Source organism: Frankia sp. EI5c, from assembly GCF_001636565.1.
Classification (GTDB): Bacteria; Actinomycetota; Actinomycetes; order Frankiales; family Frankiaceae; genus Parafrankia.
The window spans coordinates 118,635-141,047 of record NZ_LRTK01000010.1 but is presented as its reverse complement, the minus strand read 5'-3'; the positions used below and the strand labels follow the sequence as shown (position 1 = coordinate 141,047).

General features: G+C 71.5%; 19 protein-coding genes, 1 tRNA gene and 17 pseudogenes. 13 read left to right on the top strand and 24 right to left on the bottom strand.

Annotated features, from left to right (window positions below; genetic code table 11):
* Positions 1-643: 643 nt before the first annotated feature.
* From UG55_RS33935 to UG55_RS33925, 3 pseudogenes are all read right to left on the bottom strand, one after another.
* Positions 644-952: pseudogene (locus UG55_RS33935) on the bottom strand (DDE-type integrase/transposase/recombinase); the annotation flags it as partial.
* 1 nt (position 953) lies between these two features.
* Positions 954-1,158, bottom strand: a pseudogene (locus UG55_RS33930) (DDE-type integrase/transposase/recombinase); the annotation flags it as partial.
* 1 nt (position 1,159) lies between these two features.
* Positions 1,160-1,354 (bottom strand): annotated as a pseudogene (locus tag UG55_RS33925) (IS6 family transposase); the annotation flags it as partial.
* Between the two features lie 16 nt (positions 1,355-1,370).
* Between UG55_RS33925 and UG55_RS33920 the strand changes: the two are divergent.
* The 5 genes and pseudogenes from UG55_RS33920 to UG55_RS08395 all read left to right on the top strand — a co-directional run.
* Positions 1,371-1,673, top strand: a pseudogene (locus tag UG55_RS33920) (hypothetical protein); the annotation flags it as partial.
* 6 nt (positions 1,674-1,679) lie between these two features.
* A pseudogene (locus UG55_RS33915) lies at positions 1,680-1,845 on the top strand (site-specific integrase); the annotation flags it as partial.
* A 1-nt stretch (position 1,846) separates the two neighbouring features.
* Positions 1,847-1,890, top strand: a pseudogene (locus UG55_RS33910) (hypothetical protein); the annotation flags it as partial.
* 1 nt (position 1,891) lies between these two features.
* Positions 1,892-2,177 (top strand): annotated as a pseudogene (locus UG55_RS33905) (site-specific integrase); the annotation flags it as partial.
* A gap of 12 nt (positions 2,178-2,189) precedes the next feature.
* Positions 2,190-2,278: transfer RNA gene (locus UG55_RS08395), tRNA-Ser, on the top strand.
* 42 nt (positions 2,279-2,320) lie between these two features.
* Here the strand turns inward: UG55_RS08395 and UG55_RS08390 are convergent.
* The 6 genes and pseudogenes from UG55_RS08390 to UG55_RS33880 form a co-directional block, all read right to left on the bottom strand.
* Positions 2,321-2,680, bottom strand: coding sequence for a tyrosine-type recombinase/integrase (locus tag UG55_RS08390; protein ID WP_242423993.1), 360 nt, complete (start codon positions 2,678-2,680; stop codon positions 2,321-2,323).
* Between the two features lie 83 nt (positions 2,681-2,763).
* Positions 2,764-2,988 (bottom strand): hypothetical protein, encoded by a 225-nt coding sequence (locus tag UG55_RS28335; protein ID WP_066065244.1) that lies wholly within the window; start codon positions 2,986-2,988, stop codon positions 2,764-2,766.
* Positions 2,989-3,761: 773 nt separating this feature from the next.
* Positions 3,762-3,986 (bottom strand): annotated as a pseudogene (locus UG55_RS33900) (DUF664 domain-containing protein); the annotation flags it as partial.
* A gap of 1 nt (position 3,987) precedes the next feature.
* Positions 3,988-4,241 (bottom strand): DUF664 domain-containing protein (locus UG55_RS33895; protein ID WP_242424002.1); only part of this gene is annotated, 254 nt, incomplete at its 3' end.
* A 73-nt stretch (positions 4,242-4,314) separates the two neighbouring features.
* Positions 4,315-4,933 (bottom strand): annotated as a pseudogene (locus UG55_RS33890) (LysR substrate-binding domain-containing protein); the annotation flags it as partial.
* 37 nt (positions 4,934-4,970) lie between these two features.
* On the bottom strand, positions 4,971-5,334 hold a 364-nt coding region (locus UG55_RS33880), incomplete at its 3' end, for a LysR family transcriptional regulator (RefSeq protein WP_242423992.1).
* 281 nt (positions 5,335-5,615) lie between these two features.
* Here UG55_RS33880 and UG55_RS08370 point away from each other — a divergent pair.
* A complete protein-coding gene (locus tag UG55_RS08370) occupies positions 5,616-6,113 on the top strand; it encodes an O-methyltransferase (RefSeq protein WP_242424001.1) in 498 nt (165 codons plus the stop codon).
* A 53-nt stretch (positions 6,114-6,166) separates the two neighbouring features.
* Here the strand turns inward: UG55_RS08370 and UG55_RS08365 are convergent.
* Together UG55_RS08365 and UG55_RS46890 are read right to left on the bottom strand one after the other, a co-directional pair.
* Positions 6,167-6,934, bottom strand: a pseudogene (locus UG55_RS08365) (SAM-dependent methyltransferase); the annotation flags it as partial.
* Position 6,935: 1 nt separating this feature from the next.
* On the bottom strand, positions 6,936-7,033 hold a 98-nt coding region (locus UG55_RS46890), incomplete at its 3' end, for a hypothetical protein (RefSeq protein ID WP_396230842.1).
* A 307-nt stretch (positions 7,034-7,340) separates the two neighbouring features.
* Here UG55_RS46890 and UG55_RS45215 point away from each other — a divergent pair.
* The 4 genes and pseudogenes from UG55_RS45215 to UG55_RS08350 form a co-directional block, all read left to right on the top strand.
* A pseudogene (locus tag UG55_RS45215) lies at positions 7,341-7,562 on the top strand (siderophore-interacting protein); the annotation flags it as partial.
* Position 7,563: 1 nt separating this feature from the next.
* Positions 7,564-8,129, top strand: a 566-nt coding sequence (locus UG55_RS08360; RefSeq protein ID WP_242423991.1) for a siderophore-interacting protein, incomplete at its 5' end; no start/stop codon positions are given.
* A gap of 761 nt (positions 8,130-8,890) precedes the next feature.
* Positions 8,891-9,190: a hypothetical protein gene (locus tag UG55_RS33870; RefSeq protein WP_242423990.1), complete on the top strand. Its 300-nt coding sequence runs from the start codon at positions 8,891-8,893 to the stop codon at positions 9,188-9,190.
* A 139-nt stretch (positions 9,191-9,329) separates the two neighbouring features.
* Positions 9,330-10,244: a hypothetical protein gene (locus UG55_RS08350; RefSeq protein ID WP_242423989.1), complete on the top strand. Its 915-nt coding sequence runs from the start codon at positions 9,330-9,332 to the stop codon at positions 10,242-10,244.
* A 30-nt stretch (positions 10,245-10,274) separates the two neighbouring features.
* Here UG55_RS08350 and UG55_RS08345 read toward each other — a convergent pair whose 3' ends face one another.
* The 6 genes and pseudogenes from UG55_RS08345 to UG55_RS33855 form a co-directional block, all read right to left on the bottom strand.
* Positions 10,275-10,682 carry a DUF3817 domain-containing protein gene (locus tag UG55_RS08345; protein ID WP_242423988.1) on the bottom strand — a complete coding sequence of 136 codons (408 nt, stop codon included), beginning with the start codon at positions 10,680-10,682 and terminating at the stop codon, positions 10,275-10,277.
* A complete protein-coding gene (locus UG55_RS08340) occupies positions 10,679-11,110 on the bottom strand; it encodes a hypothetical protein (RefSeq protein WP_066065220.1) in 432 nt (143 codons plus the stop codon). The genes UG55_RS08345 and UG55_RS08340 overlap by 4 nt, the downstream gene beginning before the upstream one ends.
* Positions 11,111-11,618: 508 nt before the next feature.
* Complete coding sequence (locus tag UG55_RS08335; RefSeq protein WP_128422901.1) at positions 11,619-12,761, bottom strand: hypothetical protein; 1,143 nt, start codon at positions 12,759-12,761, stop codon at positions 11,619-11,621.
* A 374-nt stretch (positions 12,762-13,135) separates the two neighbouring features.
* Positions 13,136-13,615, bottom strand: a complete 480-nt coding sequence (locus tag UG55_RS33865) for a sigma factor-like helix-turn-helix DNA-binding protein (RefSeq protein WP_242423987.1) — start codon at positions 13,613-13,615, stop codon at positions 13,136-13,138.
* A gap of 1 nt (position 13,616) precedes the next feature.
* A pseudogene (locus tag UG55_RS33860) lies at positions 13,617-13,711 on the bottom strand (SigE family RNA polymerase sigma factor); the annotation flags it as partial.
* 1 nt (position 13,712) lies between these two features.
* Positions 13,713-14,200: pseudogene (locus UG55_RS33855) on the bottom strand (hypothetical protein); the annotation flags it as partial.
* A gap of 521 nt (positions 14,201-14,721) precedes the next feature.
* On the opposite strand from UG55_RS33855, the gene UG55_RS08320 reads away from it, so the two are divergent.
* Together UG55_RS08320 and UG55_RS08315 are read left to right on the top strand one after the other, a co-directional pair.
* On the top strand, positions 14,722-15,714 hold the full coding sequence (locus UG55_RS08320) for an NAD(P)H-quinone oxidoreductase (protein WP_083986583.1): 993 nt from the start codon (positions 14,722-14,724) through the stop codon (positions 15,712-15,714).
* A 201-nt stretch (positions 15,715-15,915) separates the two neighbouring features.
* Positions 15,916-16,494, top strand: a complete 579-nt coding sequence (locus tag UG55_RS08315; RefSeq protein ID WP_083986582.1) for a bacterial proteasome activator family protein — start codon at positions 15,916-15,918, stop codon at positions 16,492-16,494.
* 59 nt (positions 16,495-16,553) lie between these two features.
* Here UG55_RS08315 and UG55_RS33850 read toward each other — a convergent pair.
* The 7 genes and pseudogenes from UG55_RS33850 to UG55_RS08300 all read right to left on the bottom strand — a co-directional run.
* Positions 16,554-16,999, bottom strand: a pseudogene (locus tag UG55_RS33850) (metallopeptidase TldD-related protein); the annotation flags it as partial.
* A gap of 1 nt (position 17,000) precedes the next feature.
* Positions 17,001-17,370 (bottom strand): annotated as a pseudogene (locus tag UG55_RS33845) (metallopeptidase TldD-related protein); the annotation flags it as partial.
* A gap of 1 nt (position 17,371) precedes the next feature.
* Positions 17,372-17,520: pseudogene (locus tag UG55_RS33840) on the bottom strand (TldD/PmbA family protein); the annotation flags it as partial.
* A gap of 1 nt (position 17,521) precedes the next feature.
* Positions 17,522-18,056: PmbA/TldA family metallopeptidase (locus tag UG55_RS33835; protein ID WP_304440394.1), on the bottom strand; the 535-nt coding region annotated here is incomplete at its 3' end.
* Positions 18,053-18,509: pseudogene (locus UG55_RS33830) on the bottom strand (metallopeptidase TldD-related protein); the annotation flags it as partial. The pseudogene UG55_RS33830 and the gene UG55_RS33835, both read right to left, overlap by 4 nt.
* Position 18,510: 1 nt before the next feature.
* Positions 18,511-19,624, bottom strand: a 1,114-nt coding sequence (locus UG55_RS08305) for a TldD/PmbA family protein (protein WP_242423986.1), incomplete at its 3' end; no start/stop codon positions are given.
* Between the two features lie 59 nt (positions 19,625-19,683).
* A complete protein-coding gene (locus UG55_RS08300; RefSeq protein WP_066065203.1) occupies positions 19,684-21,105 on the bottom strand; it encodes a hypothetical protein in 1,422 nt (473 codons plus the stop codon).
* Positions 21,106-21,691: 586 nt separating this feature from the next.
* Here UG55_RS08300 and UG55_RS08295 point away from each other — a divergent pair.
* On the top strand, positions 21,692-21,892 hold the full coding sequence (locus tag UG55_RS08295; RefSeq protein ID WP_066065200.1) for a hypothetical protein: 201 nt from the start codon (positions 21,692-21,694) through the stop codon (positions 21,890-21,892).
* Positions 21,893-22,413 lie beyond the last annotated feature (521 nt).

Sequence of the window (22,413 nt, the reverse complement as noted above, 5' to 3'; positions counted from 1 at the left end):
TCGGTCAGGTGCGGACCGGTAACGCGCCCCAGGTCATGGCCAGCCTCCGCAACCTCGCGATCGCAATCCTGCGCCTGGCCGGTACTACGAACATCGCCGCGGGAATCCGCTATCACGCCCGCCGCCCCGAACGCCCCCTACAGACGATCACGAAGCTTGCTTGCTAAGCGACAACTTTGCCGGGGCCCTGGTCCGTCACCCGCTATCTCGACGATATGACCACAGCTCAGAGCCGAGTGACAGGCGGTTGGCTGGCGACTGGCGACCTTGGCTACCTCGTAGACCACGAGCTCGTCGTTTGCGGCCGATCCAAAGATTTGATCATAATCGGTGGCCGCAACCTCCACCCGGAGGAGGTAGAACAGGCCGTGGCAGTCGTGCCGGGTGTCCGCCNCGGAAATGCCATCGCATTCGCGATCCGCCGGACTGACATCGGTACGGACGGCGTCGCCATCGCTGTTGAACTGCGAGCCGGCTATGACGAGGATGCCGTTCGACAGCGGGTTGAAAGCGCGGTCTATACTGCCGTCGGCGTGATCCCGGCGGCAGTACACGTCCTGCCGCCGGGATCCGTGCCGAAGACTCCGTCCGGGTCTGTTGCGTTACGGGATGGCAGGGCATGGCTGACCCTGCCAAGCGGTGATCAGATCGCGGCGGCGAGTCCAATGAATGCGGCTGCCAGCCGGAGCTGTGGGTCGGTGTCGGTGGCGAGTTCGTAGTGGCCGCGGCGGATGTTCTGGACGAGGGCATGCCCGGAACTGATCGTCTGGACCGAGCGGAGGCGTTTCAGCCCGCGCATCGGCCGGAGCCGTGCTTTCAACCGGCCGTGGTCGGCTTCGATCCGGTTGTTCTCCCGCGCGGCGTCGACGTGGCAGGCCTCGGGCAGCAGCTCGTCGAGGATCCGCGGGTAGACCGAGGCCTTGTCGGTCGTGACCTCGGCTGGCCGGCGCCCNTGCGCCAGGGCCCGAACGAAGAAGCGCCGGGCAGCGAGCTGGTCGCGTCGTTCGCTGGCGAGGACGTCGATGACCTGGCCATGCTGGTCAACGGCCCGGTACAGATACGTCCACCGGCCCGCGACCTTCACGTACGTCTCATCGACGAACCACCTATCCCCAGGCCGGTGCCGACACGGACGAGCCGCCTCAACCAGCAAGGGCGNGAAGCGCTGCACCCACCGATACACGGTCACGTGATCAACCTCGAGGCCGCGTTCGGCAAGCAGCTCCTCGACATCCCGGTAGGACAGGGCGTATCGCAGGTACCAGCGGACAGCGAGGATGATCACCTCGGGTGGGAACCGAAACCCCGCGAACTCCGATGTCGGGGCCGGTGGACAGGCACGACGTCGACGCATCACTCGATCATGACCGATCGACGGCCGTGGGACAGCGGACTCCGCCGAATGCAACAGAGCCGTCGCCAATCCTGACCAGGTACGGGCGCTGCTCCGGGCGGTCCGCGACCAGGGGGCCACCGGTCGGCACCTGGTGGCGTTCTACGGCTGCCTGTACTTCGCGGGGATGCGCCCATCGGAGGTCGTGGCGCTGCGCCGCTCGTCGTGCGTGCTGCCCGAATCCGGCTGGGGTCGGCTCGACCTGGACGGTTCCGAACCGCGGGCGGGGGTGCGCTGGACGGACGACGGGGCGGCCCGCGACGCTCGGCAACTCAAGCACNGTGCCGTGAAGACGGTGCGTCCGGTCCCGATCCCGCCGGAGCTGGTGGCGCTGCTGCGTGCCCACATCGACGCCCACGGCACGACGGAGGACGGACGGCTGTTCCGTACCGGCTCCGGTGGCCCGTTGCAGAACCACACGATCGCGAAGGTCTGGCGGACGGCGCGGGCGANCGGGCTGAGCGTGGAACAGGCCTCGTCGCCGCTGGCCCGGCGCCNGTACGACCTGCGGCACGCGGCGGCCACGCTGTGGCTGAACTCCGGTGTACCGGCAACGGAGGTCGCGCGACGGCTCGGCCACGGGGTCGCGGTGCTGCTCAAGGTGTACGCGAACTGCCTGGACGGCCAGGAGGTCATCGCGAACGGCTCGATCGAACAGGCCCTCGGCACACCCGGCGCCGGAGCTGCGATACTCGACCTTGACCACCCGGCCGGCGACGGCACGGACGGTCACGCGGAACAGGCGCGGAACGGCACTAGGGACGATCGGGGCCAACCGGGCTGAAGCCGCAGGTCAGGAGGGCTCGCCTAGTGGCCGATGGCGGCGGTCTTGAAAACCGCTAAGGGGAGTGATCCTCTTCGTGGGTTCGAATCCCACGCCCTCCGCTCTACCAGGGGTTTTGCCGAAGGTGGCGCCGGACCGGCGCCCTACTTCGGGCCCGGAACGGGCTTGGAACCCGCATGGTCCCCGCGCCGGACCGCTCTCGGGATCGCCGCGGCCACCTTCTCCGCGGCCGCCTGACCGGCCGGCCGCAGCAGGTGGACGTACGGCGCACCGGTGGTCGCTGGCGTTGAGTGACCGAGACGCTTGGACACCGGGGCGAGATCGACGCCTTCGGCAATCTGGATCGATGCCGACGAGTGGCGAAGATCGTGCAGCCGCTTGCGTGAGAGCAGACCCCGGCCGAGCTCGGCGCCCGCCGCGACGTCGACCGGGAGCGGGTCGGCCAGGGGAGCCGGACACGGCCGCCCCGCACCCCGGACACCGACACGACCGTCACGGTGCACACCGGCTCCCGTGCGGCCGAGTTGATCGGCTCCGGAGCCGTCAGTGCAGGCCGGGACCTGCACTGACGGCTTAGTGGAGACGCTCAGGAAACCGGGGTCCAGCCGCTGCCGTCGGGGTAGAACAACATTTGGTAGATGTTGTAGTTGCCCCAGCGGCCAGCCGTCTGGGTGGAGTTGAACTGAACTCCGTATACGACAGGCCCGTAGCCGGTGCTCAGTGCCCGGGCGCCGCAGAACTTCAGGATTCCGGCGCCGTCACTGGAATACGTGTTCTCGGCCATCCAGAGATTGTTGTCGTAAATGCTCACCCAGACTCCTGATCCGGACGGGCTGAATCCACCGGTGAGCGGGCTGTAGAAACCGGGGCGAGCGTATGATCCGCTCTTCTGGGTGGTGTGTGATACCGGCCCGTATCCGCTGACGAGATAGGGTTTGAGGTCGATGACTGCGCCAGTCGGCCCCCAGTCTGCGCTACAGGAGACCGCCGCCCGGGCTGGCGAGGCAGGCGTCACGATCAGTGCCGCGACTACGGCGAGAAGGGCCGGGAGAATCGCGAACCTGGATCGTATTCTGGAAGGTCTGAACCGCATCTTGGCCTCCGTGGCTGGAAGTCTCCGGGTGGAGACACGCTTCGAATCCCTGTTGCTGTTGCCCGGTGCTCGCGAACCGTGGCGGCAGAATCTGCGCCGTATCCCGTGGACTGCAGTGCACTGTTGTCGACGGCAAGAATCGATTGTCCGGAGTGAGATGCGCTGGTGCGAGCGGGGTCCCGGCCGCTCGTGACTGACAGGCGGCGATGGGATCCTGCGAACAGTGCGCGGTCGTTCTTGCGGGGGTGGCGGCGCGCTTACTCGCATCTATTCTGGATGATCCCTTGCCGTCATGCAAACAAAATCGTCTGACCTGCGCATTTAGCGGAACGTTAGCTGCTTTGGTTTGCTTGCCGACAGTCGAATCTCAAGATCCGGGTGTGGCCCACCCCGGGCGTACTCCCGCTGCTCGGGCCGTGAGCGGACCGCTTACGGTCGGTCTCTTCGTCCAGCGCCTCGAAATACGCCTCCCGCGGAGGCTGCGACTGGCGCTAGCCGAGAACGCCGGTTGCGCCGTCGGTGAGCTCGCGGACGATGTCGGCGTGGCCGGTGTGCCGGGCCGTCTCCTCGATCATGTGGACGTAGATCCAGCGCAGTGACACCTGGCCCAGTTCGGGGTGGGGCACGACGTCGTCGAGAGTGAATCGGGCCGCCACCGTCCGGGACACCTCACACGCGCGGGCGTACCGCGCCAACACGGATTCGAGGGTGTCGCTNTCGTCGAGGACCCAGCCGGCGTCTTCGGAGCTGGAAGGCTGAGTGTCGGAGTTCTCGCCGGTCAGGCTGTGGAACCACTCCTGTTCGACCGCGGTGAGATGCCGGACGAGTCCCGCGAGGGTGGTGAGCGAGGGCAGGAGCCGGTGCCTGGCGGCCTGGTCACCGACACCGCGAGCCTTGTGCGCGAGCACGTCTCGGTAGAAGTCGAGGAAGGCTTCGAGGATCTCCCGTTCGCCGGCGGTGCTTGCTGCCATGACCCGCGCGGCCGGCTGTCGGGGCGTCGGGTGTTCCATGCGGGCACTGTAACGAGGTGGTAGCCCGGGGCTGTCAACCGGTGATCTGCTGGTAGCTATTAGTGATCCGGCCGCTCCGGCCGGTCCGGCCCCTCCCGCCCCTCCGGTCGGCCACGCCCTCGCCCGCGGGCGCGTCGAGGGCCTGCCGCAGGCAGTCGCGGATGCGGTCGCGTAGCCAGCGATGCTCGCCGTCGGCGTCCTGGCGGGGATGCCAGGCCTGGGACAGCACGAGCGGTGGGAGCCGCAGGTCGAGGTCGAGCGCGACGAGGCCGAGTGTCTCCAGGTGGGTGCGGCCCAGCCGGATCGGTGCCACCGTGACGAGGTCGCTGCTGGCGACGAGAAGCAGCGCCGCGGCCTGGGTCGGCACGGCGGCGGCGACCTCGCGGCGCAGCCCGTGAGCCGCGAGCATGTCGTCCAGTGGACCGGTCAGCCGGCCGCGCCGGGACGCTGTCACGTGACGTGCGGCCGCGAGACGTTCGAGGGTGACCTCGCCGTCGGTCAGCGGGTGCCCCGCGCGAACCACCGCGATCGCCCGTTCCTCCCCGACCACCTCGGTGATGATCTCTGGTGCGGTGGAGTCGATCTCTCCGATCTCGAGGTCGGCGGTGCCATCCCGGAGCGGGTCGGACGGCGCGTTCGGCTCGGGCAGGAACNGCAGGCGTACGCCGGGAGCCTCGCGGCCCAGCCGGNCGAGCAGGTCGACGGCGATGGCCGTGATGAGGGCGTCGCCGCTGAGGATCGTGAACGTCCGGGTCAGCGTGCCCGGTTCGGTGGCGCGGGATGCGGCGAACACCGCCTGGGAACGCAGTACCAGGTCGTGGACTTCGGCGCGCATCGCCAGCGCGCGCGGTGTCGGCACCATGCTGTGGCCGGCCCGTACCAGCACGGGGTCGTTGACCGCCCGTCGGATGCGGCTGAGCGTCCTGCTCATGGCGGACTCGGTGAGGTGCAGGCGGCGGGCGGCGCCGCTGACGCTGAGCTCATCGAGGAGTGCGTCCAGGGCGGTCAGCAGGTTGAGGTCGACGCTGGGCGGCCCCGATTGATTTTCACGCATCTGATGACTGTACAAATTGCATTTGAAGTCAGATCGCGAGCTTCCTAGAGTCGAGCCGACCGCTTCCGGAGCCGGCACCGAGCGTGCTCCGAGCTGGAAAGGACGACCTCGTGAACACGTCATCACTGCTCACAACACCCACGGTCGATGTGCTCGACCGGCTGTTCGNCGCATCCGCGAAGGACGACGCGGCGTTCGCCGGGCTGCGCCTGGCGTACCCCGGCCTCGTCCCGGGGGAGACGCCGGCGGCCAGGCTCGCCGAACTGGCCGAGGACATCTACATGCCGGTCTCCCGAGCGACCGGGGCATTCCTGTACCAGCTCGTCCGGGCCGCGCGCCCCGCGCTGGTCGTGGAGTTCGGCACCTCGTTCGGGATTTCCGCTGTGCACCTGGCCGCCGCGGTGCGCGACAATGGGGCCGGGCGCGTCCTCAGCACCGAACTGTCGGCGGCCAAGGCCCACGCGGCCGGCGTCAACCTCGCGGAGGCGGGGCTGGGTGATCTGGTCGAGATCCGGACCGGCGACGCGATGGAGACGCTCGCCGCGCTGCCGGGCCCGGTCGACCTGCTGTTGCTGGACGGCTGGAACCACCTGTACCTGCCGGTCCTGCGTCTGATCGAGCCCAGGCTTTCACCCGGCGCCATGGTGGTCGCGGACGACGTCGAATTGCTCGCCGGCGAGACGGTGGACTATCTCGCCTACGTCCGCGACCCGGCGAACGGGTACGTCTCCGCCTCGCTTCCGGTGGATGACGGCCTGGAGCTCTCCACCCGGCTCTGAACGCCGCCGGCCAACCGCGCCGGTCCTGGACGCAAGGCTCCGGCTCCGAACGCTCAGGGGATGCGGGCGATGCCTCCGTACCAGCTCACCTGGGCGTCGGTCGGCCCGTCCGGCGCCACCTCGGCGCGCCAGCGGTGGACGAACCGTACGCCCGGCTCGACGAGTTCGAGGCCGGCGAAGAAGCCTTCGACCTCGGCCAGCGGCCGGGTGGTGAGGGGAATGCCGCGCTGCCGGTAGATCTCGACGAGCCGGTCGGCTTCGTCCGGGGCGGCGTCGGAGGTGGCGTGGGTGAGGGCCAGGTAGCTGCCGGACGGCAGCGCGTCGAGGTAACGACGCAGCAGGTCGGCGACCTCGTCGGCATCGGGGAAGAAATGCAGGATCGCGATCAGCGACAGTGCGATCGGGCGGGTCAGATCGAGGGTCTCGCGCACCTCGGTCGATCCCAGGATCTTCTCCGGTTCGCGTACGTCGGCGTTCAGGTAGGCCGTGCGGCCTTCCGGGGTGCTGGCGAGGAGCGCGCGGGCGTGGGCGAGAACGATCGGGTCGTTGTCCGCGTAGACCACCCGCGCGCCGGGGGCGATGCCCTGTGCGACCTCATGCAGGTTCGGGGAGGTCGGGATGCCGGTGCCGATGTCGAGGAACTGGTGCAGTCCCACCTCGCCGGCGAGGAACCGGGTGGCGCGGTGGACGAAGGCCCGGTTCTGCTGCGCGGCGATGCGCAGCGTGGGGAAGGCTGTCAGCGCCTGCTCGGCGGCCTCCCGGTCGGCGGGGAAGTTGTCCTTGCCGCCGAGGAAGAAGTCGTACATCCGCGCCGAGTGCGGNACGTCCGTTCGCAGGTCGGTCGGCTCGATCCGCTCGACCAGCCTGTTCAAGTGAAACTCCGCCTGCTTTTCGGTCACGGGCCGGCCTCTCTGCCTCATCTGGTCTGCCTCGTCTGGGCTGCTTCGCACCCTTGCCTGTCCGGGCCGGCTGCCCCTGCATGCTCGGCAGTCGGTCAGGTACTGGGCGTGTTACTACCGGATTATGGTGGTTCGCTCGCTGGGGGTGACAGCAGGGCGGATGCCGAAACCGCGGTTGTCCCGGGGCGCCCCGTGTCCACCGGCCCGTGTCCACCGGCCCGTGTCCACCAGGAGGAGCGTTGTCGTCGGGTCGGCTGCTTCCTACAGTCGNTCGCGCTGTCTCCGTCGTCCCCGGCGGCGCCGTCTCTCGTCGAGGAGGACTTTGATCATGACTGACAACGAGGGTGCGCCCGCACCGGTCACGTCGCCGCGGCGGCGGGCGTGGCGGCTGTTGGACAGGGTGCTGCTCCACGCCCGGGTCGAGTCCGTGGACATGATCGCCCGGCGCACCCGCCGGATCGTGCTCGCCGGCCCGGCCCTGGTCGATCTTGCGTGGTCGCCCGGGCAGAACGTCACGGTCTTCCTGACTGATCCGACCACGCTGGCGGGGNGGCGCAACGGGCCGCGTGACCTCAGGCGCAGCTACTCGGTGTGGGAATACGACCCGCCGCGCGGCCGGCTGGAGCTGGCGGTCTACGACCACGGCGGCGAGGCCCCCGGGACGTCCTGGGCGCGTCGGGTCGGGCCGGGGGACGAGATCATCGTCACTCGCCCCGAGGGGCGTCTGGTGACCAGCCCCGAGCCGGGCCTGCAGCTGTTCGTGGGGGAGGACACCGCGGCCGTCTCGTTCGGCGCGATGCTGCGGGCGCTGCCGGCGTCCGCGGTCGTCCGGGGGGTGGTCGAGTGCGACGAGGAGGACGACCGGCTGCCGCTGCCCCGGGCGGCGGAACTGACGTGGGTGTACCGCCGGGGTGCCTCCGCGGCGAACTCCGCGCTGTTGCCGGCGGCGCTCGCCGATCTTGATCTCTCGGCTGACGCGCCTGGTGCCGCCTATGTGGTCGGGGAGGTCCGCACCTGCCAGGCGGTCCGGCGCCATCTCATCGAGGAAAGAGGCTGGCCTCGCCAGAAGGTACTGGTCAGGGCATTCTGGACGCCGGGCCGCCGCGGGATGGACTGAGGCCCGGGTCGGCCCGAACCCGGTTCGGGGCAGACCGGGCGCGAGCGGGTTTCGATGGCTGATGAAACGGCCCCCGGTTTTCCCGCATTCGTCCAGTCCTCAACTCGTCCACCCGCCCAGTCCTCCACCCGTCCAGTCCTCCACTCGTCCCGCGCCTTTGACCTGTGCGCGTAAAACGTCCGGAAGAATGGATTTGTCTAATGGGTGGGCGAGGAATGCGCGGAAAGTTTCTGTGCCGCCGCACTGGTTTCGGTGGTTTCGGTGGCGCTGCGTCGGATGACGCCTCGGGGCGGCGGTGGACCGGAGGGAGCGGCGGCGCGCGCGCCGGCCCGGCGCCGCACGTCCCGCGGTTGCACGGCGACCCGGACCCCCGCTGTACGCAGCGCCGGAGCAGCCGCGCGCGGGACCACACCGAGCCCCGAGGGGTCACCCGTTCAGGCCGGAGGTCCCCGGGAGGTGGCTGTGCCGCAAAGCCCGGCGGGTCATCATGCCCTGGCCTTTCTGCCTGCGAGTGACCAGGTGGGCTGGGTGACGGACCACCTGGAAGGGCCAAAGAAGGGCGGAACACCGAAGAACTCTGAAGAGTCGACGCCCGGTTGCGTGACGCTTGTGCCGGTGTACGACAGGATGGCCGGGTGCCTCCCCGCCGCTCTGCTGGTCGGCGCGCGATCCCGACCCCACTCGCGCCGAATACCGCCCCACGTGCCGTTTCGGTGACGCTGCCGGCTCGGCCGGGTCCGTCCACTCAGCAGGCGCTCCCCATGCCTGTCGACTCCTCCCGCCAGCCCGCCCGGCTTCGCGTCCTGCCCGTCGTGGTGAGCTGCGGAGGCTGTGCCGAGCGCTGGTCCGACCTGGACGCGGCGCACTGCCGCGCCTGCCATCAGCTGTGGCCGACGACGGCTGGTTTCGACGAGCACCTGGTCGAGTGCCCGGCCTCCCCCGAGATCGCGCCCAGGAAGGCGAAGCGGATTCCTGATCAGCGCCGGCGCCCGGTGGAAGAGGCCCAGTCGGCCGCCGACCCGCCCGCGGGAGCGGACCGGGGCGAGGCGAACGTCGCCTGAGGCCGGCGGCCTGCCCGGCGGTTATGCCGGCTGTGCACCCACCCCGATGGCCGGCGCCGGGCGGATGATGCGGCCATTGGCCGCAACCGCTCGGTGATCCGGTCAGCAAGCTGCTACGTTCCGGCGCGGGAGCGTGGTTGTGCGTTCCGTGACGGTGCGCTCGGGGCGGGAGGACGGCATGACCGTGTGCGGGCTGCTGCGACTGGACGGCGCGGACGTCCGCCGTTCGGAGCTCACCGGGATGCTCGCGGCGTCCTCGATCGGTCTGCCCGCCGCACGTCGCGTGCACCTGGACGGTTCGTTCGGGGTGGTGACCGCCGCCGCCGACGCGGCCGGTGTCCTTCCTACCGTGCTGGTCGGGCCGTCGGGGCTGGTCATCGTGATCGCGGATCACAGCGTGGGCGCGCGGGTCGTGCCGGTCGGCACCGGAACGCCGCGCACCGCCGGCCTGGCCGAGGTTCCTCGTCCCGTGGCGCGTACCGAGGCGGCCTCGCCCGGTTTCGGCTCGGTGACCGTGCTCCGGCCGGCCGGGCCGGGGGGCCCGCTGCCGAGGAGCAGGTCAGGGCAGGACGAGCGCCCCGGCTCCGATCGCGCCGATGACGCCGGGGCCGAGCCCGGCGGGTCCGACGGGGCTGCGGCCGGGCCCGGCGGGGCCGGCAGCGGCTCGGGTGCCGATCTCCGCGGGGAGCGGGATCGCGGTTCGCGGGCGGCGGCCGCGCTGATGGGCGCATACCGATCCGCCGGGCAGCGTGCGTTCGCCGTGTTGGGTGAACATCTGCTGGCGGTCGTCTGGGAGCCGGCCCGCCGGCAGCTGATCGTCAGCCGTGGTGGCCGGCGCGCCGACGATCTCGTGATCTGGTCCGATGGCAGGTATTTCGCCTTCGGAGTCGAGGCGGCCCAGGTGCTTGCGGCGGGGCCGGTCGGCGCCGCCCGCCCGCGCCGCCTCGCGGCCGGTGAGACCCTGCCGGTGACCGTGGCGACCAGGCTCCGCCGGCCGCCCACGGCCGCGTACTCCCGGATGCGGGCCGGCGCGGCGGACGCCCCCGTCACCTGAACGGCTTCGGGTGGGTGGTGCCGGTCGGCGTCAGCCGGAAGTGGTCAGCCCGCCGCGGATACTCGCGGCGACCTTCCGCTCCGCGATGAAGGAGAGGAACGGGATCGTGCCCGCGAGCATGACGAGGATGGTCTTCTTGCCCGGGAACCGGCAGCGGGTAGCCAGATCGAACGTTGCCGCCAGGTAGATCATGTAGATCAGTCCGTGGATCGGGCCGACGGTGTCCACGACTGAAGGCTCGTCCGCCAGGTACTTCAGCGGCATGCCCACCAGCACCAGCGCGATCAGGACCACGCCGACCACATAGGCGATGATCCGGTACCGGGCGAGCGACGAGCGGACGGCGGCGGGCGCCGACCGCGGCCCGCCGGGGGCCACTGGCTGCCCGGCGGCCGAGGCGGTCGACGGGGGTGTCATGGGATCGGAGGATGCCGTCACCGGTTGGCTCCCTTGGCGTTGTTGGCCTGGCCGGCGGCGTCGCGCTCGTACAGCGACGCGAGGTAGCGGTTGTAGGCGGCGAGTTCCCCGTCCTCGTCGGTCTCCGCACCGGCGCCGGCGTCAGAGTCGGCCCGGGTGTGCAGTGCGGGCCCCTCGGGCGCTATCCGCCCGCCCTGGCCCCACTGGGGTCCGGGGTCCTCGCCGGAGTCACGCGGATGAAGGTCCTCGGAGACCATCCGCCACCACCAGTAGACGACGAAGGCGGCGAAGATCGGCCACTCGACGCCGTAGAAGAGGTTCTGCAGGGTTCCGTGGTCGGATTCACCCTTGGTCCACTGCCAGATGCCCATCCGCAGGAAGAGCCCGACCAGGAAGAGCGCGAGCACGTGGCGGGCGACCCACGACGGGCGGAACAGAATCCTGCGCACGAGCCGACGGTACCTGCCTGGTCGCGCCAGCGGGTAGGCCCGGTGATCCCGACGTGACCGGACGATCTCGATGAGGGGTCCGGGCGGTCCACCGGCTTCGGCTTCCGAGGGGCGCGGCGGTGCCCGCGAGCGGAGGGGGGAGGAGTGGGAGGGCCCGTGACCGGGCGGAGGGCAGCCCTCCCACCAGCGGCGGTGCTCGTCGAACGCCGGCGGGTGACGGACGCCGTCGGCGGAGATGTGACGTACGAGCTTCCGCGCTCCGGCCCCGGCCGCCGTAACAGGCCGGTGCCAGCTTCAGTTCGGCCCGCCCGCCCGGCTGGGGGGGGGTTAGCGGGGACGGGCGGGCCGGAACGGCCACCGCAACCTGGCGCGGTGTACGGCAGCGCGTTCATATGTCCAGTCGCCCGGGGGCCGGTGGAGGTTGCCGCGAATCCCGAGTTTTTTCTTCGTTGTCCGTTTCGCGGGGCTGGATGTCCTGGGTTCGGCGCCGGATGTCCGGGGTTCGGTCTCAGTAGAGAATGGCGGCCGCGAGCGCGAGTACACCGTCGCGGCCGCCGGCGGTGACCGTGACGGAGGTCGATCCCGAAGCGCGCGGAAGCCACACGGAAAGCACGGCGTCGGAATCGGCGTGTTGCCGCGAGTCCAGCGTCACCCGGTGTTCGTCGGCAGCACGCCCGTTCCCGACGAGCACCTCGAAGCCCCCGGCGGACGACCCGACGTAGATGTCGAGGCGTCGCGGTCCCGAGCTCACATCGACATCCAGTCGCACCAGGGAGGTGAGGAGGCGGTCGTTGTCGCTCGACCCGGCGGCGATCGGCCGCCCGCCCGTCCAGGCGAAGCCGTTCGGGAAGCCCCCGGCGCCTTTGCCGGTGGCGGTCCGGCCGGCGTCGATGGCGGTCCCGGCGGCGGCCGCCCGGGTCTGGACGCCGCCCGCGTCGAACAGCACCCAGTCGAGGCAGCGGTCACTGGGCAGGACGACCCGCTCGCCGCGGGCGAACGTCCGCGCTGAGGCGGCACTGGCCGGGTTGGCGGAGTGGGAGCCGCGGGCGGCGCCGTCCCGGTCCGACGAGGTGCCGGCCGAGTCGTGGGACCGCCAGTCTCCGCGGGAACGGTCCCCCGCGCCGGCCTGGGATCCGCCGGCGGAACGCGATCCGTCGCGGTCGCCGCCAGTCGCCGTTCCTCGTCCATGGCCCGAGGAATCCGTGGAGCCCGAGCCGGCGGCGGAGCCCGACCCGGCGGCCGTCTCCGCCGACGAGGGTGACGCCGGAGTGCCGGTGGTGACACCGGGCTGCCCTCCGGGCGGCGGGCCGCTGGTTCCCTCCTGGCCGGTGCTGGGTTCCGGGGCGGCCGAGGGGGGCGGTGTGCTGGCCGTCTGGTCGTCAACGACCGCGTCGCCATCCCTGGGCTGGCGGCTCTCCTGGGTGGCGGAGGTGCCCGCGGCCGGGTGCGAACCCGCGGTCACGGTGCCCAGGTCGGCACCGCCGCGGGCGAGGGTGCCGTTCAGGAGCAGCAGCCCGAGGAGGGCCGCGGCTCCGGCCCCGGCCAGAAGCGGGACGCGCGCCCTGCGCTGGCCGCGGCCCGGACCGGGATGGTCGGCCGCCGTCGTCCCGGCGCCGCGGCGCTGGGACCGCAGCCGCGGTGCCCGCGACACCAGCGGTGACCGCCGCGGCTGTCCCGCCCGTCCCGCCCGTTCTGATCGTTTCGACCGGTTCGCCCGCCCCGACCGCCGTGGCCGCGAGGCGGGCCGGCCGCCGATCACGTCCTCGGGTACGGGCTCCCGGCCGGTGTCCGGTCCACCCGGCGCGGTCGCTCCCAGGGCCGTCGGCCGAGCCGCGGAGGTCGGCCCGGCCACGGGACAGCCGGCGATGAGGAGGCGGGCGCGGATCCGTTCCGTGTCCGGTGTGTGTTCCGTAGCGGCGTCGGTGAACAGAGCCCGCAGCGCGGGGCTGGGAGCCGGGAGGCCGTCCGCCGCCTGACCGTCTTCGGCCCGATGACCGGGTGAGCGCCCGGCGGAACGATCGCGGATCATGGCATGCCCATTATGCGAGGTATGGGCGTGGGTGGTCGCGCGTTTTCACCCGCGCTGGGGGCTGCCGGATCCCCCACTCCGCCGGAGCGCCGCCGACTGCGGGCGGTGTTACCGCGGAGTGGCATCTGGGGGAGTGTCGTGAGCTGCTCCCGCCGGCGCGGCGGTTCGCCCGGCGCGGCGGGCTGGCGCAGATCCGGCCGGGTGCCGAGTAGACGTTCGAGCTCCGCGACCGCCTTGGAGGTCTGGCTCTTGACCGTGCCGATCGAGACGCCGAGCACCCGCGCTGTCTCCGCTTCGGAGAGATCGAAGGCGTAGCGGAGCACCACACAGGCCCGTTTGCGCACGGGCAGCGACATCAGAGCGGCCCGCAGATCCACCGCGGCCGGCAGGTCCGCGCTGTCGGCGGCCGGCCTGGAGTGCTCCGCGAGCATGCCCAGCATGGTCATGCCGCGGCGCTCCCTGATCACTCGCCGCAGNCTGCTGGTGGCGAGGTTCGCCAGGATGCGCCGGACGTAGGCGAGCGGGCTGTCGGCCGCGCTCACCCTGTCCCAGCGGGTCCAGGCGGCCGTGAGNGCGTCGGCGGTCAGATCGTCGGCCGCGTCGCGGTCACCCGTGAGCAGATAGGCGAAGCGCGACAGTTCCCGGTGGTGGTTCTCGAAGAAGTCCTGGAACTCGGCCCGGGCGTTCGGCCCGCCGGCCGGCCCGCCGTCGGTCTGCCCGCCGTCGGTCTGCCCGCGGTCGGTCTGCCCGTCTCCCGCCGGCCCGCTTCGCGCCGGCCCGTCTCCCGCTGGCTGGTCTCCCGCCAGCTGGTCGCCCGCCGGTACCGCCTCGGGCCGATCGGCGTCCGGCGGCGCCGGCTCCAGCTGTTCGCAGTCCGCCTGCTCGGGGGCTAACAGCAGGGGGTCCCACAGGGGAGAGGGATGCCCCGTGAGAAACCGCTGGGTATGGGTGCCTATGTCCGCGGCGCTGTCCACACTCACCAGGCACACTCCCACGGCTGGTTTCGGTGATCTCGCGTGTCCACGGTGGTCCGGCAGTGGCCGTGTGCGCCCCTGCGTCATCACCGCGCCGCCCCGGTGGCAGCATCCATCCTTGGTATTGACGGGCGCGACGGCACCGCTCCGTGGACGGTACTCCGTGCCGGAAGTATCGCGAAAGGGTTGCAAGGTGAAGAAAAGGGATCGGGAGAAGGGCGTCCGGAGTGGTCTGGAGTGGCATGTTCGTCCGGCCGGATCCGGGGTAGGCGAGCCGCATGCCCTCGCTGACTGACGCCGTGCCGGCCGGCCCCCGCTCACCCGGTCTCCCGTCATCCGCCGGGTCCCGCCCTTCCCGGCACCCGGCCACCGGGGAGCGGGCGACGGCCGCGGCCGCGGTCCCGCGGCGGCCGGACAACCCGCCCCCGCTCGACCCGGACATACCCATCCCGGATGATCCCGGCCCGCTGCTTCCGGATACCCCGGACCTTCCGCCGGCGCCCCACGAGCCGTCCCCCTACACCNCGCCGACACCCGAACGCCCCGAGCCTGAGCCCGAGCCTGTCTGAACGCGAGCGGGCCGTGGCCCTCGCCGTACAGTGGCATCCGTGCATGCGGTGACGGTGAGCGCTCCTGGTGACCCCGACGTCATGGCCTGGGCAGAGGTGCCCGACCTGCCGCCGCCCGGGCCGGGTGAGGTCACCCTCGACATCGCGGCGACGGCGGTCAACCGTGCGGACATCCTGCAGCGTAAGGGCTTCTACCCGCCGCCCGCCGGGGCGAGCGAGATCCTCGGCCTGGAGTGCTCGGGCCGGGTGGCCGCGGTGGGCTCCGGTGTCGAGGGCTACGCACCGGGTGACGAGGTGTGCGCGCTGCTCGTCGGCGGCGGTTACGCGAGCCAGGTCAACGTCCCGGCCAGCCAGCTCCTGCCGGTGCCCGCCGGGGTGGATCTCGTTCACGCCGCCGGGCTGCCCGAGGTGGCCTGCACCGTGTATTCCACGGTGTTCGACCGCGCGGCGCTCGCGGACGGCGAGGTCTTCCTCGTCCACGGCGGCGCCTCGGGCATCGGGACGTTCGCGATCCAGGCCGTGCGGGCGCTGCGCCCGGCCGCGGTGATCGCCACGACCGCGGGCAGCCCTGAGAAGCTGGCACGCTGCCGTGAGCTGGGCGCGAACATCACGATCTCCTACCGGGACGAGGATTTCGTCGCCCGGGTGCGGGCGGAGACCGACGGCCACGGCGCGGATGTCATCCTCGACAACATGGGCGCCTCCTACCTGGAGCGCAACGTCACGCTGCTCGCGGCGGACGGCCGCCTGGTCGTGATCGGCCTGCAGGGCGGTACCAAGGCCACCCTGAACCTCGCGGTGCTGCTGCCCAAGCGCGCCAGTGTCCACGCGCTGTCGCTGCGGCACCGTCCACTGGCGCAGAAGGCGCGGATCGTGGCGGGCGTGCGCGAACACGTGTGGCCGGCGATCGCCGACGGGCGGGTCCAGCCGGTGATCGACCGCGTCCTGCCGGTCGCGGAGGTCGCCGAAGCCCACCGGTTGGTGGAGGGCCTGGGGCACGTGGGCAAAGTCATCCTGCGGGTCGGCGGCTGACCGGACCGCGTCGGGCCGCCGGGTGGTGGGCGGGACTGATTCAGCCGCTCGAATTCGGTTGGATGTCGCTTTCTCGCGGGATTCATCCCGGCTTGCGCGCGGTTTGTCCTCCGGTCCGCTGTGGCCGGAGTGTGAACCGTTGGCAGGTGGGACAGGAGTTGGTCTGTACCAGGGATGGGTTCGTCGGATCAGAAGGGCAGGATGGAGGGCATGACAGACCAACCGAAGCCCCGCGTCGTCGTTGTTGGTCCGGACGGCGCCCTGCAGGAGGTTCGCGGCGCGGTCGGCGTCCCGCTCGCGCCGCCCCCGGAGGCCGGTGCCCGGCCGGACGCCGACGGGCCGGAGGAGGCCAGGAACCCCTTCGCCGACATGGTGTCCCAGCCCGACAAGGTGATGCGCATCGGCACCATGATCAAGCAGCTGTTGGACGAGGTGCGGGCCGCGCCGCTGGACGACGCCAGCCGGGTCCGGCTCCGCCGCATCCACCAGAGCTCGATCACCGAGCTCTCGGACGGGCTCGCGCCCGAGCTGCGTGACGAGCTCGCCCGGCTCTCCCTGCCGTTCGACGAGGACGCGACACCCTCCGACGGGGAGCTGCGCATCGCCCAGGCCCAGTTGGTCGGCTGGCTCGAAGGGCTCTTCCACGGTCTGCAGACGGCGCTGTTCGCCCAGCAGATGGCGGCCCGCGCGCAGCTTGAGGAGATGCGCCGCCGTGCGCTTCCCAGCGGGCAGCAGCAGGCCCAGGGCAGAAACGAGCCGTTCGGCGGCACCTACCTCTGAAGTCGGTGATCCGGCCGTCGACGGCCGGCCCCGTGGGGCCGGCCCCGCCGAGGGCCGGCTCAGCTGGCCGGGCTCACCGAGCTCATGTTGAAATCGGTGATCCGCATCGGTGGCATCCTGGCCAGGGTGAACCAGTCGGCCCATTCCCGGGGCATCGTCCGGGTCGAGGCGCCGATCTCCGCGGCGCGGCCGAGCAGATCCACCGGTGACTCGTTGAACCGGAAGTTGTTCACTGCCCCGACGACCTCACCGTTCTCGACGAGGAAGACCCCGTCGCGGGTGAGGCCGGTGAGCAGCAGCACCTCCGGGTCGACGTCGCGGATGTACCACAGGCAGGTGAGGAGCAGCCCCCGCTTAGTCGAGGCGATCATGTCGTCCAGGCTGGCGGTGCCGCCGCCGTCGAGGAGCAGGTTGTCGATGTAGGGCGTCACGGCAGTGCCGGTGGTGCCGGTGGCTGTGCCGGTCGTGCCGGCGGCCGGGCTGGTTGTCTGGGCGGCGCGGTCGGNCGCGCGGGCTGAGGCGCGGGTGTGGACGAGGGAGTGGAGACGCCCGTCCAGGATCCAGTCGGTCGGCTCCAGCGGCAGGCCGTTGTCGAACACGCTGGTGGTGGCCGAGGACGAGGTGGCCGTGGTGAAGGGCGTCGTGGCCAGACCGGCCGCCCCGGGGTCGCTCCACAGCCGCAGGCCCGCCGGGCCGATCGACTCGCCCACGCGCGTTCCGCCGCCGGCGCGGCTGAACACCGTGCGCCCCTCGGCCGCGTCCCGGCCGGCGGCCGACCAGTAGAGGTTGACCATGAGGTCGGCGACGGCCGACGGCGGCAGCAGCGTCTCGTAACGCCCCGCGGGCAGCTCCACGGCGCGGCCGCACCAGGCCAGCNTGGCCCGGAGGTGCGCGTCGGTGGCGGCGACGTCCACGTCGGTGAAGTCGTGCGTGGACTGGCCGTGCCACACGGAGCCACCGGGGACGTCGTTCTTGGCGTTCCACTCGACCGAGCCGGTGGGCTGGCTGTGGCGCAGTCGCAGGCCCNTCGACGTCCCCAGCCAGGTGGTCGTGAGGTCATGCTCGGCGAAGCCGAACAGCCGCCTGTTCTCGGCCCGCGCGGAGCCGAACGCCTCGGCCAGGTCCCCGGCGAACGCGGCGAACACCGCGCTGCTGGTCCGCTCGGCCGGGTCGGTGAAGGCGCCCGCGGGCCGCGCCGCGGTGGCCGGGAGTACCAGATCGCTGTAATCCTCGGCGTCGTCCGCCTCCTTGGCGGCCGCCTCCGCCGCCCGGACCAGCGTCTCCAGCCCGTCCAGGTCACCGCCGGCGGTCGGGCCGTCCACGGCGGAGACGCTGCGGACCCCGAAGGAGCGCCCGAGCACGCTGATGACCGTCACCGAACGATCGCGGGCAGCGCCGTTCGTGGTCAGGGTGTTGTTCGCCCACCGCAGGTTGACGGTGCTCGACTCGCTGACGATGACGATTGTGCCGTCCGCGCGGGCCAGGTCCAGAGCTCGTTCGACGATCTCGTGTGACCCGCGGATCGCCCGCGCCGTACCCGCCACCGGGAACCCCCCGCTCATCGCCCGCCCTCGCGGCGGGTGTTCAGGATGTTGACGCCACGGAACAGCGCCGAGGGGCAGCCGTGGCTGACCGCGGCGACCTGGCCCGGCTGGCCCTTGCCACAGTTGAACGCCCCGCCCAGCACGTAGGTCTGGGGGCCGCCGACCGCCTCCAGCGAGCCCCAGAAATCGGTGGTCGTCGCCTGGTAGGCGACGTCGCGGAGCTGGCCGACGAGCTGCCCGCCGCGGATCTCGTAGAAGCGCTGCCCGGTGAACTGGAAGTTGTAGCGCTGCATGTCGATCGACCAGCTCCGGTCGCCGACCACGTAGATCCCGCGGTCAACCCGGCTGATCAGCTCCGCCGTGGCGGGGCCGCCCGGATCCGGCCGCAGTGACACGTTCGCCATCCGCTGGATCGGAACATGCCCCGGCGAGTCGGCGAAGGCGCAGCCGTTCGACCGCTCCACTCCCAGGNCGGCCGCGTTCTGGGCCGCCATCCGCCGGTCGAGCTGGTAACCGACCAGCACGCCGTCCCGGACGATGTCCCACCGTCCCGTCTGGACACCTTCGTCGTCATAGCCGATCGTGGCCAGGCCGTGCTGCGCGGTGCGGTCACCGGTCACCGTCATCGCCGGCGACCCGTAGCGCAGCGAGCCGAGCCGGTCGAGCGTGGCGAAGGACGTCCCGGCGTAGGCGGCCTCGTAGCCGAGGGCCCGATCGAGCTCGGTGGCGTGCCCGACGGACTCGTGGATCGTCAGCCAGAGGTTCGACGGGTCGATGACCAGGTCGTAGCGGCCGGGTTCGACCGAGGACGCCTTCGCCTTCTCGGCCAGCAACGACGGGAGGAGGTCGATCTCGGACTCCCAGTCCCAGCAGCCGGCCGCGGGTCCGCCGACCATCCACTCCCAGCCGCGGCCGACCGGCGGCGCGATCGTCCGCATCGTCTCGAAACCGCCCCCGGGATCGACCCGGGTCGCCTCGATCTGGCAGAGCACCCTGACCCGCTGCTGGGTGGTGTCGGTGCCGGCGGTGTCGGCGTAGAACTTGTTCTCCATGACGGCGTCGAAGTGACCGTCGACATGGTCGACGTCCTGCGCGGCGAACAGCGTTCGGCACAGCCCGCCGACCCGCTCGATCCGGTCGCGCGGGTCGATGGCGAACGGGTCCGCGGCGTAGGCCGAGACCCAGGTGGCGCCGGCGTGCACCGGCTCGCCGGCCAGTTCCACCGGCTCGGAGTTGAGCGGCCGGGCGACCTTCGCCATGGCCACCGCCTCCCGGGCCACCCGGACGGCCTCGTCCACGGTCAGATCGACTCCGGCGGCGAAGCCCCACGTCCCGTCGTGCACCACCCGCACCGCGAAGCCGGCGGTGACACCGTCGGAACGGCTCTCCAGCCCGGCGTCACGGAAGGACAGCGAGGACTCCTTGAGCCGTTCGAGGCGGATGTCGGCATGGGTGACGCCGAGATCGCGGGCGGTCTGGAGGGCCGCGTCCGCCAGTGCCGCGGTGGGCAGAGCGCGGAACTCCTCGTCGATCTCGTGCGGCGGCGGGTTCGGCGCGGCCGGATCCCGGGGAACGGAAGTCGCCATGTCCCTATCCTGGCCTGCCCTGCTCGCCGCCGCGCCACCGCGTGCGGACGGCGGCGCGGTCAGCGACCGAAGTAGGGACCGCCCGGCGGATGCTCGCCGGGCCGGCGGCGCGCGGGTCCGCGCCGCCGGTCGCGCTCATCCTCTCGTGGCGGTGCCGGCTGACTGGGCGGTGCGGGCTGAGTGGGCGGTGTCGGCGGCCGAGGCGGGATCCTGATCCGGTGCCGGGCCGCCCCCGGCCGCGTCGTCCCGCCATGGGCACCCGGGACGCCGGGGCCTCCGGTCCGCCGCGAGACGAGGGTTCCCGACGTGCTCAACCCCGCCCGTGTGCCCACCACGTCCCAGCGACGCTCGGTCTCCCGGACCGCCGCGACCAGGCTGTCCATCTGCGCTGCGGGCGCCCGGCCGCCGAGGAGGTCCAGCGTCAGGGTGAGCGCACAGACGAAATGCCGCGCCTCCGGGGCGTGCGCGTCTATCCGCGCCGGATGCCCGGAGCGGGGCGTCACGGCGTTCAGATAAAGGCCGAGAATGCGCTCGATGCGGGCCGTGAGGTTCTCGAAGAACGGGTCCTCCCGCGCTCGCCAGGAACCCCCCGGCGGCGGCGGGTACGCCGGGGCGTCATCCCAGCGTGACCCCGCCTCGGCCGGGTCCTCGGCCGCGTCCTCCCAGGCGCTGTCGGGGTCGTCCGCCCCGCGCTCCGCCTCCGCCCAGGCAGCGTGGGAGCCCCAGCCGAACAGTGCCCAGTCAGCGGCGGCGTCCGCCGGGAGGCGCCAGTCGTCCTCGACGAACGGGCGCCAGTCATCCGTTCCGGGAGTGGTCGGGTCCCCCGCCGAGGTGGCTTCCGGTTCCGTCGGCTGGCCCGTCGCCGTGGAACGTTCCGCCGTGGAACGTTCCGCCGTGGAATGCTCTGCCCCCGTGGAACGCTCCGGCCCGGCCGGGTGCCCCGGGCCGTCGAGGTCTCGGCGGGGGGTGGGCAGCGGGGTGTGCGTCCACCGCACCGCGGCGGGATCCGGGGACCAGGTCGTGTCGGCACTCTCCCGACGCCTGTTCCAGAACCGTTTTCCGGATTCGGGCCCGCTTCCGCGCCGCCGGGGCTCGCGGTATCCGTTCCGCTTCCCGCCTCGCCGGCCGGACCACCGCGACCAGGGGCGCCGGGCGGCCGTGCCGAGGAGGACCAGGGCCGCGCCCAGCACAGTCAGGACCAGGGAGAACCCGTCGATCCCGCCATCCGGGCCGCCGCCGGCCGTTCCCGGCGCGATGCCGGGCAGGGATGAGCCGGCACCATCGACCGGCCCGCCCGACCTGACCGCGGCGAGCGCCCCTATTCCCACGGCGCCCGCCAGCAGCAGCGTGCAGGCGGCGAGCAGGAACGCGGTGCGAAACCTTCGCAGACCGGAGGCGACGGCGGTCAACGCCACGCCGAGGAAGACCGCCACCACAACCGGGAGGTCCGGGTGGAGGCCGTGGTGCGTGAGCACGTTCATTCCTGTTCTCCCTCGGCCGGGTGCGCGAGGGATTCGGCTGGGTGGATTCCCGTCGGCGGGTGTGCCCTGCCGGCGCCGGCCCGGGTCCGTGTCAGCGGCGGACCGGCGGGGGAGAGGATGTGGGGGCGGGCCGCAGTCCGCGGCCCGCTACCTGGCCGTGATCGCACGGATGGCCGTCCCCCGGTGCCAGTCATCCGACGCACCTCCTCGATGTACGGGAGGACCTTGACGCCCCGGTATCTCTGCCAGGGCTTGTCCACGAATCGTGACTCCTGCCGCGCTGGGCCACAAGCTCTTTTCCGCGAATAATCCTTGATCTTTGCGCGATGACGCCGAAAGTCGATATCTGATTACATCAAGATGTCGGTTGTCTACGATGAGTGATCGCCGACAGTTTTCGTGGTCGCGGAATTACCTTGCAATGATTGAATTATTTCGCGTCCATAATTTTCGCCGCGAAGCATGACTTTATGGTCTACTCGGTTCTGTTTCCCGGCCGCGCGCGACGATCCCGTCCGTCCCGCCGCGCGGGACGTCGACCGGTGCCGGGCCGGCGTTCTGGGTCGTGTACAGAGAGGTCGAATCAATGCGCCTGACCCCCCTGACGGCCGTGTGTTCCGGCTCCGGCTGTCCAGCGGTGTTCCTGAGTGATTCGGGGGCGGTGGTCGTCCAGGGTGATCATGTGGATCCGTCACCGCTCACTGTCCGGCTCTCTCCCGGCGAGGTCCTGGTCCAGATTCCCCGGGACGTTCTGCTGGCGGCGGCCCGGAGCATCGAAGCGCTGTGACGGTCCGCTCCGGGCGGCCGCGCGGTCGCCCGGTGGGGCTGCCGGCCTCGGCAGTGCGAGGCGGGGAGTCGCCCGAGGCCGGTGGAACNGCCTAGTGCCCCCGGAACCGCTGGTTCGGACCGAAACAACCGGAGTGGCGCAAGTCACAGTCCGGCCGCGTTGCTGCCGCCAAGCGGGTGAATGGATCCGGTACTCGCGGCGGCGGTCATGGATCGCGCGGAGAAGGTCGGGTGGCGGGATTGGCGACGGCGGCCGTTGATTTGTCGCCGAGCAATTTCCGGATTTTGTGACGAATCTATCCACGCCTGATCACGGAATGTAATTTTCGATGCGTGGAGGGGCTCGGGGGCTACGTGGGAACGGCCTGCTCCGAGGCTATATTCAGGCAACTGCGGGCTGGAGTCCGCCAGTATTCGGCCGGTCGCCCGAATATGCCCCCGATCCGGGCCGGCACCTCTGGCGGTCGGCGGTCTCGTATAGAGCTGACAGTCAGGAGCCACNGAGCGATGAAGCTCACGCCA

Coding starts and splice junctions, on each gene's coding strand:
- UG55_RS08370 (WP_242424001.1), top strand. CDS start 5,616: ATGCCGGTCTCCCGAGCGACCGGGGCATTCCTGTACCAGCTCGTCCGG.
- UG55_RS33870 (WP_242423990.1), top strand. CDS start 8,891: ATGCCTGTCGACTCCTCCCGCCAGCCCGCCCGGCTTCGCGTCCTGCCC.
- UG55_RS08315 (WP_083986582.1), top strand. CDS start 15,916: ATGGAGGGCATGACAGACCAACCGAAGCCCCGCGTCGTCGTTGTTGGT.
- UG55_RS08300 (WP_066065203.1), bottom strand. CDS start 21,105: ATGAACGTGCTCACGCACCACGGCCTCCACCCGGACCTCCCGGTTGTG.
- UG55_RS08295 (WP_066065200.1), top strand. CDS start 21,692: ATGCGCCTGACCCCCCTGACGGCCGTGTGTTCCGGCTCCGGCTGTCCA.